The sequence below is a fragment of the Halobacillus sp. Marseille-Q1614 genome (assembly GCF_902809865.1).
Lineage (GTDB): Bacteria > Bacillota > Bacilli > Bacillales > Halobacillaceae > Halobacillus_A.
In genome coordinates this window covers 24078-36959 of record NZ_CADDWH010000001.1, presented here as the reverse complement: position 1 = coordinate 36959, position 12882 = coordinate 24078, and the positions used below count along the sequence as shown (strand labels likewise).

Here is a 12882-nt window from a genome sequence, read left to right as displayed (position 1 = left end):
TAGAAGCTGGAGTTAAATTTCCTTTGGCGAAACAGGACAAAAAGCGTATAAAAGATGAAACTTACCAGGGAGACAATGTATCCCACCGCATTAATATGTATTTTTAATGTCATTTATATTACAAACTCTTTACAAAAGATTGAAATAGTATTATTCTAATATACGGTGATTTTATATAGCTATAATAATTTAGGGGGAAATATTTTGGGCACTTTATTATCTATCGTAGGTTTTGTAGGATTTATCCTATATGGAATATTAGGGATTGTAAGTATATTTAAGAAGAATGGATTATTTAAGAAACGGCTTATAATAAGTGGTGTTTCATTCATCGTTATGATCGCTGGTAGCTCTATGTTAGAGCCAAGTGACATTGAACCCGCGGTGACGGAAGCCGAAAGTTCCAGTGATGCTGCCGATTTAGATTCATCTGATGCAGCTGATGACCAAACCTCTGCAGAGTCAACAGAAAAAGAGGTAGATACTAAAACTAATGAATCTTCAGAAGATATAGCGGCTGAAAAAGAACTTTCTCAGGAAGAGTTAGACAAGAAAGAGATTAAAGAAAAAGTGAAAAGTATATCTAAAGACTATCAAACCACTACTATCCAAGATATTCGAGTAAATGAAGACCTTGGTAAGGGAGAAGGTTATATCGTTTTAATAGATTTATCTTTTGATATCAAAAACAAACCGGATACTGCAAAAGAAATGATTGATATGTATTCAAATGATCTAGGAGCAAACTTAGCAGATCTTGAAACAGTGAATGAAGTCACAACTTTTTGGGTCGTTCCCTATTTACAGGAGGATGGTAATATTGTCAAATACAATATGGAACGTGTAGAAGGTGGAATGGCAATTAATGAAGAATATTATGACCCAAATATATTTGAACAATAAATTCTATAACCATTTTAAAAAACAGGCTGTGAGTCTGTTTTTTTACTTATAAATCTACAATGCTATTTCATTAAAAATTGTACAGAGCTTTACTGAATACATATGATTTAAATAATTCAGCTGAAGAATCTTATCCTGAAAGTATGAACTAATGAGTACACTCCTTTAATAGCCGCCCTGTACTTCCCCGTACAGGGCGGCTATTCATTCTTCTTACATAGACCCAATGCCTCTACTAGATCCCTCTCTATTTTGTAAAAGCCATGTTCGCTTTCTTTAGAAGCTCATCAATAGGCTGGTATGCATATCCATGAGCTTCTGCAACAGCTTGATAGGTTACTACACCATCCAATGTATTCAAACCTTTTGCGATAGCCTTGTTCTCCCGGCATGCCCGCTCATACCCTTTCCCTGCAATTTCAAGTGCATAGGGAACCGTGACATTTGTAAGACCTATAGTTGATGTCTTAGGAACTGCGCCTGGCATGTTCGCTACAGCATAATGAACGACTCCATGTTTATCGTAAGTGGGATTATCATGGGTGGTGATATGATCTATGGTTTGGAATATACCACCTTGATCAACGGCAACATCCACAATGACAGATCCTTTTTTCATTGTTTTGACCATTTCTTCAGTTACGAGCTTGGGCGCCTTCGCTCCAGGAATAAGGACGGCGCCAATGACGAGATCTGCCTCTGCCACTGCTTCTGCAATATTCAGCGGATTGGACATCAATGTATTTACATCTCTTCCAAACAGATCATCCAGTTCACGGAGGCGATCAGGATTAAGGTCAAGAATGGTCACATCCGACCCTAGTCCAACAGCCACTTTCGCTACATTTGTCCCTACGACTCCTCCACCAATTATCGCAACCTTACTGCGTCTTACTCCTGGAATTCCACTGAGCAACACACCTTGTCCACCTTTTGGTTTCTCTAAAAATTGAGCACCGACTTGAGCGGCCATCCGTCCCGCCACTTCACTCATTGGAGTAAGAAGCGGGAGAGTGCCGTTGTCTTTCTGAATCGTTTCATAAGCTATGCTGACCACTTTGTTTTCTACTAAAGCTTGTGTCAGCTCAGGTTCCGCCGCAAGATGAAGGTAGGTAAACAAGACCAGACCTTCCTGAAAGTACTCATATTCCTCAGGCTGCGGCTCTTTCACTTTCATCACCATGTCCATTTCCCATGCTTCATTTGCAGTCAAAGCAAGTTTCCCCCCTGCTTCCTGGTAAGCTTCATCAGGAAAACAAGAACCGACTCCTGCTCCTTTTTCTACAAATACCTCATGACCGGCAGAAACAAGGCTCAGCACTCCAGACGGGGCAAGGGATACACGATTTTCATTATTTTTGATTTCTTTAGGTACACCAATGCGCATGTGACCCCTCCTCAATTTTTCTGTTATTTAGTCCTGAAATCCGGGTTATCCCATTCCATTGAAGTCGCGTAAGCTCTTGATGCATCATCATCGGGCAGATAGTTCGGAATGACTTCGTTCAAGACAAATCCATTATTCACCTGGAAGGTAAGTACCGGATCGTACAATTCTCCTCTAACGACTTTTTCTGCATATTCTTCCGCTGCCATTTCCTCTTCATATTTATAGTAATAAGGAATACGGCCTCCAATAATAATGCTTTTCAGTTTCAATTCTTTGCACACCTGTTTCCTTGCATCATACAATCGGCGGCCAAGCTTTAACTTTCTATAATCAGGATGGACACTGACTTCCACCCCATACAGATTCCTGCCATCTGGATTGTGATTTCTAATATAGCCGTTGTCGCAGATGACTGAATAGGAATGGTTGTCTCTATACTCGTCAAAATTAAGAATCAGACTTGAACATGAGCCGACGATTCTGCCTTCATATTCGGCAAGAATCTGTCCCTCCGGAAAAATTTCCGCTTGGCTGGCAAAGTGATCGCGCTTAAAGGAAATGTCCGGGCCGAAGCTATTGTCAGACAGGGCGGCCACTTCCTCTATATCATTACCGGTAATATTACGGATGGTGAGTTTCTTTTCTATATGAAGCAGTTCGATGTTAGCCACTAAGCATCCTCTCCTTTTTAGATATTTACTTTCCTGTGCCGACTGAGACGAATTTTTCTTCCAAGTATTCCAATAGGCCTGACCTTCCGCCTTCTTTGCCCATTCCACTTTCCTTAATGCCTCCAAATGGTGCCTGTGCCACAATTGGTGCAGGATCATTAATGCCGACGATTCCATATTCGAGTTCCGCCATCATCCGGTAACCTCGACCAAGGTCATTGGTGAAGCAATAAGCAGCAAGTCCATAGCTGTCATGATTGGCCCGTTCAATCACTTCTTCTTCATCTTTAAATGTGTAAATCGGCGCTACTGGTCCAAACGTTTCTTCTGTTGAAATTTTCATATCGTCATGAGCATAATTGATAACTGTCGGCTCATAAAAGCTGCCTTTCCCTTCGTCATATCGTTTTCCACCGCACAATACTTTTCCGTTCTGCCGGACGGCATCTGCGACGTGGCTTTCAACCTTTTCTACTGCCTGCTTGTTAATAAGGGGACCGACATCCACACCCTCTTCCAGTCCGTTTCCGACTTTGAGCTGGGCGGCTTGTTCGGCGAGTTTTTGGCCGAATTCTTCCGCAATACTTTCTGCTACATAAATGCGGTTCGTACTAATACATGTCTGTCCGGAGTTCACAAATTTTGTACCAAGCACCCCTTGGATGGCTGCTTCGAGATCTGCATCTTCAAATACGATAAAGGGGGCGTGCCCGCCAAGTTCCATAGACACTTTTTTCACCGTGTCTGCTGATTCCTTTAAAAGCATTTTTCCGACCTGAGTAGAACCGGTAAATGTCAGCTTGCGTACATCAGGGCTTTTGGTCAGTACATTTCCAATATCTTCTGCCGGGCCGATGACGAGGTTGGCGACTCCTTTTGGAAGACCTGCTTCATGGAAGCATTCGAATACTTTGATCGCTGAGAGCGGTGTGGATGGTGCGGGCTTCAAGACGACTGTACATCCCGCCGCAATCGCCGGAGCAATTTTGCGTGTGATCATGGATGCAGGAAAATTCCATGGTGTGATCGCGGCAGCAACTCCGACCGGCTGTCTAAGCAGCATAAGATGTTTATCGGAATGAGAGGCTGGGATCGTTTCACCATACACCCGCTTTGCTTCTTCTGCGTACCAATCCACATAATTAATCGCACCCGCTACTTCCCTTTCAGCATGAGGGAGAGGTTTCCCCATTTCTTTCGTAATCGTTTCCGCTATTTCATCCTTTTTCTCCCTCATCAGTGAGGCTACATGAGCCAGATATTGTCCACGCTCTTGGCCTGTCGCTTTTTTCCATGTTTTAAAGGCTTCTTTTGCAGCCTGAATGGCTTCCTCTGTTTCTTCTCTTCCTCCTGATGCCACAGAATCAATAACTTCCCCTGTAGCAGGGTTGTATACTTCAAGAGTGCTGCCTGATTTCGCTTTTCTCCATTGACCGTTGATATAAAGCATCATTCATCCTCCTTATATTTCTTCAAATTGTTCTTCTGTCGGGTGTCCGACACTGAGCCATACTTTGCGTTCTGATAGATTCATAATGATTGAAAAGACTGTCTCCATCCGACGGTGCTCTGGTGCCTGAAGATTTTCGTAATGGTTGATCGAATTTGGTGCGTTAAATTCATCGCACAGCCATGTCTTAAAGGCAGATTCATTAATCGGTTCTTTGAGGGCAACGGCCGTGTCAATCAGCTGCTCTGCCCGTTTTTTGCGCAGCATTGAATCATCGAATACAAATTCATTCATATCTTTAACATTCTTCTTGATCTGTTCAGAGATTAAATGATTGGAGTGAACAAGCTTGCCGTCATTTCCGCCGACCATGTCGATTCCAAAAGGGGAAACCTCGATGTTAACGGCCATACCGTTTCGGCCGCCTTCATCAATACCGATCAGAAAGCTTGCGGATGATGCCATTTGTCCACCCTTTATTTTGGATATGGCTTCATGCAGGGAATAAGAATTAAGCACGCTTCTAAGCCCAAGATGAATAGGAACTTCGTCTGATTTCTTATCTGTAAGAACGGCATTAAAGCATAGTCCCAGTCCAGCTGAGTTAAAGCCGATTTTGCCAATCATTCCCCCCTCTGTCACCATCGTGATATCCGGTTTGTTTTCCTGCTTGATATCGAGCAGGAGCAGACTGTCCTTCTGTGAGGATTTCCAGTCCCAGTTCTGCCCGATGATAATGTCTTGATTAAGTGGCGGTGCGACAGACATGGCCGTACATCCATCCGCAAATACAGCACCTTTATAATTGGCAAGTGCGATTTCACTGCGGGCATTCAGAGCGAGAATATCCTCAAACTCAACTCCCGCTCCTTCGGCAACTCCTCTCATTTCTTCTAAAAGGTCCATGTCGTATTGTTCAATAGCTGGAAGATGTTGAAGCGCAATATCTTTTGCTTCCTCCCAGCTGAGGCTCTTGTAACCGTAAAAAAGCTTCTCATAGGTTTTTAGACTTTTGAGAACCTCTTCTCTTCCTTCCTGCCCATGCTTCCTTCCTATTTCTCTTGGTGACCCCTGTAGTTTAATCCGTTTGATCATGTTTGTATGCTCCTTCCCTAATTGCGTAAATTACTAGATAGATTAGCAGTATTTGCGTTCGAAAACCGTTATGGATTCATCTATGATATGAACCATGTCTTCTATCTGCTGTCTGTTAATAATCAATGGTGGTGCGATGGCGACAATATTCCTGCCAACCTTAGAGGCTAATGGGCGCAAAATCAGTTTGCGGCGAAAACATTCATCAACGACCTCTGTTGACGGCAGGATCGATGGATCAAAAGGCACCTCATTGTCCCGGTCCGCATACAGTTCAAAACCAGCAAGCAGGCCTAATGCTCTTGTCTTTGTAAAGGTTGGATGTTTCTCTTTCAAAAATTCAAAACCTGCTTTTAATACCTGTTCCATTGCTTTTGCATTTTCGACCACCTGATCACGTTCCAGAATTTCAATATTTTTCAAGGCGACAGCACATGCCATAGGATGACCACTGTAGGTAAACCCATGAGCCAGTACATCCTCATACTCAGAGAGCGTGTCACAGATTTTTTCCTTCATTATGACAGCTCCAAGCTGGGAATAACCGCTCGAAATGCCTTTAGCGACACACATCAGATCAGGTACCACTCCCCAGTTGTCCACCCCGAACATTTTTCCTGTCCTTCCGAAACCACAAATGACTTCATCGGCTATGAATAGGACACCGAATTCATCACAAAGATTACGTACAGCTTGCAGGTAGCCTTCCGGAGGCATATGGACGCCGCCCGACCCTTGAACAGGTTCAACGATAACTGCTGCTATCGTATCTGCCCCTTCTTTTTCAATAACGTTTCGGATACTCTCATCATAATCAGGGTCATTTTTATCCCCCAATTCACAGTTCGTAAGGTGGGGAGCCGCATGCAGCATTTCCGGAATGGCCGATGACGAAAAGTTGTGGAAGGCCGGTATCGCTGTTGCCGACTGGGCAGCGATCGTCACGCCGTGATAGCCCTGCCTCAGGCTGATGATTTTCTTTTTCGCCGGCTGGCCCTGCAGTGCCCAGTAAAAGCGGGATAGCTTAAAAGCCGTGTCATTGGCTTCTGAACCTCCTGATGTGTAAAACACGGTGTTCAAATCTCCCGGCGACATAGAAGCAAGCTTTTCAGCCAGCCGGACTGCCGGCTCATTGGAAAATCCTGCGAATGAAGAACTGAAGGCCAGCTTTGTCATCTGTTCTTTGGCTGCCTCTGCCAATTCCTGATTCCCATGCCCGAGGTTTACATTCCACAGCATGGAAAGCCCATCGATGTATTCTTCTCCTTTTCTATCTTTCACATAGATCCCGTTTCCTTCCGTAAAGGTAAGCTTAGGTCCCTGCTCCGCATGAACCTTTGGAATGGTCGTCGGGTGAAGATAATGCTTTTTATCTAGTTCCTCTAATGATTCTTTTGTTATTGAATGCAGCGACGCTTGATCTGTCATAGATAACCCTCCTGGAATATAATTTTTCCCTTCACTTTTTGTAATGCAAGTTCCGTGCCAACTCTAAAAAAGCGCTCCAGCAGCGACTGATAAATACCAATTTTCTGAATTCATGCATATATGCATAAGCTATATTTCTGTGCATAAAAAAAGTACCTGGCCGCTAATACCAAGCACTTTCCTTATTTAGGATTCGACTGTATTTTGTTTTTCCATGATTTTTTGATATTTTCGACTGACCGCAGATTGGCTGATTTCCAAGGCTTTGGCTGCTCTTGTTGTCGTTTTATATTTTTTCATCGCCAGAACAATCAGCTGCTCCTCAAGATGATCGCGCGCTTCCTGGAGTGGAAGGATGCCTGTGACCATCGGTTTTGCCTGTTTAGACTCCCCAAATTTCAGTGACTGACTGACAAATTCAGCTGATATCACCTCATCATCCGTAGTGACGACAAGTCTTTCAATCAGATTCTGAAGCTCGCGGATGTTCCCGGGCCAATCATAGACTTCGAGCATATTGAGAGCTTCTGGTGACAGATGATAGCTTTTGTTGTACTGTTCGTTCAATTGCTGAAGAAAATGGAAGGCGAGCAGCGGCACATCCTCTGACCTTTCTCTTAAGGGAGGAATGTTGATTGGAATGACATTGATCCGGTAATATAAATCCTCACGAAATGTGCCTTTGTCCACCATTTTTTCGAGGTCGCGGTTTGTTGCTGCAATGATTTGGACATCCACCGGAATCGACTTCGTGCTTCCAACCGGGGTCACTTCTTTTTCCTGCAGGACTCTCAGCAATTTCACCTGCAGCCGCAGAGGAATTTCACTTATTTCATCGAGAAACAGGACGCCTTTGTCTGCCTGCTCAAAGTATCCGATTTTTCCATTTGCATCTGCTCCAGTGAAAGCTCCTTTTGTATAACCGAACAACTCACTTTCAAGCAGGTCTTCAGAAATAGCCCCGCAGTTCAAAGCTAAATAAGGCTTGTCTGAACGGTTCCCTTCCCGGTGGATTGTTTTAGCGATCAGTTCCTTCCCTACACCGGATTCTCCAAGAATAAGGACCGTTGAATTAAAATCGGCCAGCTTTTTTGTCCTGTTCATTACCTGTTCCATCTTCGAGCTGCAGTAGATGATCTTATGGGCGGGCTTATCTTTGCTCTTTAACTTCTCCAGCTCTTCTTTATAATTTTTAGATATCCGTTTAGTTTCTCGTAATTCAGATTTCAACTTCGTGGTTTCCGTAATGTCTCTTGAAGCAATAATAACCCTATGGACATCTCCTTCATCATTGAAGACGGGATTTCCAACAGCCAGCACACTTTTTCCATCCGATGTCTCCTGCACGACCGAAACTTTTTTCTTTTTCTCAATGACAAGACGAGCTACAGATGGACTGAATGCCCCTCTTTTTTCAAAATCTAATAGACTCTTTCCTATGAGTTCACTTAAATTGTCGACACCCCAAAAATCAGGGATGAAATTTTCACTATGGCGCAGCAATTCGCCCTTACGGTTGACGACAAGAATCTCGTCGTACATTGTAGCTAAGATCGCGTTTAAATCTGTATTGAGATTTTTAACATATTCGATTTCCATGGCCATGTCTTCCACCATCGGGAGATCCTGTACGATAATCATCATCCCATCCACCACTTTGTCGTCGTTGATGATGGGACTATAATCGACGAGTACTCCCATATCATCTGTAATGAGAATCTGATTGAGCATGGTCTCTCCGGTTGCGAAAACTTTCTCTATATGCTCCGGATCGAACGTGTCATTGGCAGGGCTATTGATCATTTCTTTATACGTAGACTTGATCATCTTTAACCCTGAATCGTTGCAATTGACCACCCGCCGGTCGGCATCTACTATAAATACCCCCATCGGGATAGAGGACAGCATGACTTTTAGGAGGTCAAGGTTCTTATTGTCTTTACGAAGCAGTTCTACCAGTGCATCTTCCCGCCTAAGATATCCTTCCCACTCATCCTCTTCATTTTTGACCATAGTGATATGCTCCCCTAACACTTGAAAAATCATAGGCAAAGATACCGAGTGGCCAATTTTCCATTCTCCAACATTCGAAATAGGAACCGAACAGGCTTCCAGTGTTTCCAACGTAAATTCGGACTCCTTCTCCAAATCGTCTAAATAGACATAGGCGTAAATTTCATCTTCTTTTGTCAAGAATAAAAATGGTTCCTCAGCCTTTGAGAGCTTTTTCTTAACATTCTTATCCGGGGGATGTATAGATAATTTTGTAAGCGGATTCATCTTGTCTGTGATTGTGTGATTCATGTGTGACCCCTTCCTGTCTGGACGATCTAGTTCCTAATTATAGCAAAAACTTTAACTTTTCAAAAAATTACACATATTATCATTTCACAGCATAAAAAAGGGGAAGTTTTCTAAGTGGAAACTCCCCCCTTTCTTCAACATTTAATGGCTGCCGCCGGCCACCAGGTCTTCTTTGATATACGCTAACACCATTCCAGAAAATACCTCTTCCCCGATATTCACTTCCAAGGATTGGACAGATCCACTGATGTCGACGGAAACGATTTCGATTTCGCCATAGTCGGAGCAAATCTTAAACAAGACATCCCATTCCCCTATGGAGCTTTCTTCTGAAATGAGAATCTCTTCAACTGTCCCCTGGCAAGGAGAAAGGATCCATTCACAGTCGTTCATTGTTTGTCAGTCCCTCCATTATGAATTCCAATCAAGCTTCTGCGCTCTTCTTTTCGTCAAATCCGATGTTCATGCCTTTTTCTTCTGATTTAGCAGGCAGGTATTCGATTTTGATATTAAAGTAGCCGTAAATGACTGCTATAATTGGGCTGATGAAACAAAGGAATGCAAACGGCGCGTAGCTCAGTGCGGATACGCCGAGTGTTGCAAACATGAATGCACCACAAGTGTTCCAAGGAACCAATGGCGAGGTCATCGTACCCGCATCCTCAATGGTCCGTGATAAATTTTTTGGATGAAGGTTTCTATCCTGATAAGCTTTGGAATACATACGGCCGGGAAGAATGATCGAGAGATATTGGTCACAAGCAATAATGTTCGCGGCAATACACGTAGCTACGGTTGTAGCAATCAAGCTGCCTGTATTTTTGGCGAATGAAAGCAGGGCCACAACGATCGCTTCGAGAATTCCTGCTTTCTCGAGGATTCCGCCAAAGGACATGGCAATCATAATCAAGGCAACCGTATACATCATACTTTCCATGCCGCCATTATTGAGAAGGTTGTCTACAACTTCAATGCCAACCTCCTGGGAATACCCATAATACATAACACTGAAGGCTTCTCCAACAGGCATCCCCTGAAACCCGATAGCGAAAGCGACACCTATAAGGGAACCAATGGTCAAAGCGGGAATAGCAGGCATCTTGCGGACCATCATAACGATAACGGCCGCAGGTGCCAACAGCAGCCAAGGGGAGATACTAAAAATATCGCTTAACTGTCCTTGCAGTGCCCCCACTTCTGAAATACTTGCACTGTTATCTATAAACTGCAGTCCAATAATGGTGTACAGCACCAGCGAAATGATCAGGGCAGGGATGGTCGTATACATCATATGCTTGATATGTTCGAACAGCTCTGCCCCTGTGATCCCAGGTGCCATGTTCGTCGTTTCTGAAAGCGGTGAAACCTTATCCCCAAAATAGACCCCTGAAATAACAGCGCCGGCTACCATTGCGAGATCAAGACCAAGTCCCTGGCCAATCCCCATAATGGCAATACCAATCGTGCCGGCAGCTGTCCATGCATTTCCTGATGCCATCGCAACAACACAACAGATAGCACACGCAGAAACGAGAAAATATCCTGGAGACAAGAAATTTAAACCATAATAGATCATAGTTGGCACAATACCAGAGGCAATCCACGTACCGATGATAGACCCAATGATGATTAGGATGATCACCGCCTGAAGGGACAGCCGAATGGTATTTAAAAATGAATGTTCGATTTCATTCCATGAATGACCAAGCCACATGGCAACAATAGTTGCGACAACACCACTTAAAAGCAATGGAATATGCGCATCCAATTCAAAGATAGCAATCCCAAAATAAAGGGAAACGATCATAAACACGATTGGAATCATAGCCACTTTCAACGATGGTTTTTTTACCGCCTTCTTACCAAACTTTCCATTCAAAATAAAAACCCTCCCCCTATTGATTTTATTGGATCTTGAGTCGCTTAAGATCCTCTCACTTATGTACAATGCAAGAACTGTGCCAACTCTATTTTTCCGACAATTCAAGATATTCTGACATACTTTTTTGTTCATCTACCCATCTATGCATAAAATATTTAATAATTCATAATATTGATTCAAGTTGATAGGTTAAAGCATTATGTAATCGTTATCAATGGTAAAGAAAGGATATAGAAGACGCGTTTTAGCTACTTACTTACAATATTTCCCGTACTTACATGAAAGTGAGCCGTTTCCCTTTGCTGAGTATGAGGAAGAAAGCAGAGAATCTTATGTGGACAACTCATTTGAATATGCATCAATAATCATTGTTGCATAAAACCAGGGTCTAAATATTTGTTGAAGCTGTTTGGTTTATTCTCTTGGCCAACCTCTTTTTGGCTAGCTGAGCCGTTATTTCGACCAAGATCAACGCTTCCTCCACTATCTTCCCTTCCAGATTAAAAATGATAGAGCTGGGGGGATGGTATATAAATGAGATTTTCGACTTTATTAGCTGGGCACCTATCCATGTTACAATTTTATCTCTTTAAAATTTAGAAATAAAAAATCCTACCCTTTTCGGATAGGCATTCTTTATGAAGCAGGATTATACGGTATACCTTTAAAGGATATATTCTTTAATGAGTAAATCATCGAGTGCTCGAATTCCTGTTCGATACCCTTTTCTCACATGATCGCCTATGGCGGAATGAATAACTTTCCGAGCCTCCGCTTCATTTTCTTCCCACAACTCGAGCTTATTTATCAGCTTTAAGTACATCTGAGAATAAGCTTGTTCACATCCACTAAGCCGACAGCGTGTGTAAGTAGAACTAGGCGTCTGGTGGCTAACATTAAATAATTCTTCGGCACTGGTATGGGCTAAGTTATCCAATATAAACGAATACAATGTACAGCCTCCTTTAGTTCTTTTGTTATATAAATTCGGTGAATACTTTCTAATTCCTTTCACTATTTTTGTCATTCTGTGGTTATTTCCGTCTAATTTTTGTATCCTCATATAAGAAAGGATAGTAAAAAAAAAAGACAGACAAAGCTGCCTTTTGACCAAGCTTATTCAACCTCAACAATCATCTCAATATCAAAAGTTTGTTTGGTAGTAAACAAACGAAAAAGCAGGATCTTTTAGGGATTCTGCTTTTTTCGTTTGTATGACGGTTAGGCGTTAGCTGTAGGTCAGAAGGCGGCTAAAGCAGTTCTCTTAATTCATTTGTCATTTGCTCCACTAGTTCCGGCCTTCCGTGGAACTGCGCAGGCGTGTTTTGGAAGACGTCTATCTTCCATTTACTTTCTTCTTTTACTACGACTAGTGTGTGATGAGTGTTAACCTCTGGTTTAATATCTGATTTTCCTTGGGGAATCATTCCTGCGATCGCTCTTAAGACGGCGGCCTTCTCCCCCAATAATCTAACCTCTTTTACTTTAAAAACAAATGGTGCTGTCGGATGATCTTTAAAGATTGGATGAAGATGATCATAAATTTCTTTTGGACCTTTAGAAAGGCTGCCATCAAACCCAATACTCTCTCCTTGTGCTGTAAATAAAGCCGCCATTGCTTCTGCATTACGGTTATTCCATGCTTCCATCAGCTGTTCATATGTTTTCCTTACCTGCATTTCCATGCTCTCACTCATTGAACCCCTCCTAACGGTATTAGATAAATAATATCAGGCATTTGACAACCTGTTCCATCCAC

The 12882-nt window shown here is 42.7% G+C and carries 11 protein-coding genes; 1 reads left to right on the top strand and 10 read right to left on the bottom strand.

Going from position 1 to position 12882, the window contains the following annotated elements; genetic code table 11:
• Positions 1-204: 204 nt before the first annotated feature.
• Positions 205-903 (top strand): hypothetical protein, encoded by a 699-nt coding sequence (locus HUS26_RS00195; RefSeq protein ID WP_173915230.1) that lies wholly within the window; start codon positions 205-207, stop codon positions 901-903.
• Between the two features lie 247 nt (positions 904-1150).
• Here the strand turns inward: HUS26_RS00195 and ald are convergent, their stop codons facing one another.
• The 10 genes from ald to HUS26_RS00145 all read right to left on the bottom strand — a co-directional run bounded on the left by ald (position 1151) and on the right by HUS26_RS00145 (position 12820).
• Positions 1151-2290 carry an alanine dehydrogenase gene (gene ald, locus HUS26_RS00190; protein ID WP_173915229.1) on the bottom strand — a complete coding sequence of 380 codons (1140 nt, stop codon included), beginning with the start codon at positions 2288-2290 and terminating at the stop codon, positions 1151-1153.
• 23 nt (positions 2291-2313) lie between these two features.
• Positions 2314-2964, bottom strand: coding sequence for a GNAT family N-acetyltransferase (locus HUS26_RS00185; RefSeq protein WP_173915228.1), 651 nt, complete (start codon positions 2962-2964; stop codon positions 2314-2316).
• A 25-nt stretch (positions 2965-2989) separates the two neighbouring features.
• On the bottom strand, positions 2990-4414 hold the full coding sequence (locus HUS26_RS00180) for an NAD-dependent succinate-semialdehyde dehydrogenase (RefSeq protein ID WP_173915227.1): 1425 nt from the start codon (positions 4412-4414) through the stop codon (positions 2990-2992).
• A gap of 12 nt (positions 4415-4426) precedes the next feature.
• Positions 4427-5509, bottom strand: coding sequence for a C45 family peptidase (locus HUS26_RS00175; protein ID WP_173915226.1), 1083 nt, complete (start codon positions 5507-5509; stop codon positions 4427-4429).
• A gap of 42 nt (positions 5510-5551) precedes the next feature.
• Positions 5552-6937 carry an aspartate aminotransferase family protein gene (locus tag HUS26_RS00170; protein WP_173915225.1) on the bottom strand — a complete coding sequence of 462 codons (1386 nt, stop codon included), beginning with the start codon at positions 6935-6937 and terminating at the stop codon, positions 5552-5554.
• 186 nt (positions 6938-7123) lie between these two features.
• Complete coding sequence (locus tag HUS26_RS00165) at positions 7124-9241, bottom strand: sigma 54-interacting transcriptional regulator (RefSeq protein ID WP_173915224.1); 2118 nt, start codon at positions 9239-9241, stop codon at positions 7124-7126.
• A 141-nt stretch (positions 9242-9382) separates the two neighbouring features.
• Positions 9383-9634 (bottom strand): hypothetical protein, encoded by a 252-nt coding sequence (locus HUS26_RS00160; protein WP_254434099.1) that lies wholly within the window; start codon positions 9632-9634, stop codon positions 9383-9385.
• Between the two features lie 31 nt (positions 9635-9665).
• Positions 9666-11120: a Na+/H+ antiporter NhaC gene (nhaC, locus tag HUS26_RS00155; protein WP_254434098.1), complete on the bottom strand. Its 1455-nt coding sequence runs from the start codon at positions 11118-11120 to the stop codon at positions 9666-9668.
• 667 nt (positions 11121-11787) lie between these two features.
• Positions 11788-12075 (bottom strand): hypothetical protein, encoded by a 288-nt coding sequence (locus HUS26_RS00150; RefSeq protein ID WP_173915222.1) that lies wholly within the window; start codon positions 12073-12075, stop codon positions 11788-11790.
• A 298-nt stretch (positions 12076-12373) separates the two neighbouring features.
• Complete coding sequence (locus HUS26_RS00145) at positions 12374-12820, bottom strand: SgcJ/EcaC family oxidoreductase (protein WP_173915221.1); 447 nt, start codon at positions 12818-12820, stop codon at positions 12374-12376.
• Positions 12821-12882 lie beyond the last annotated feature (62 nt).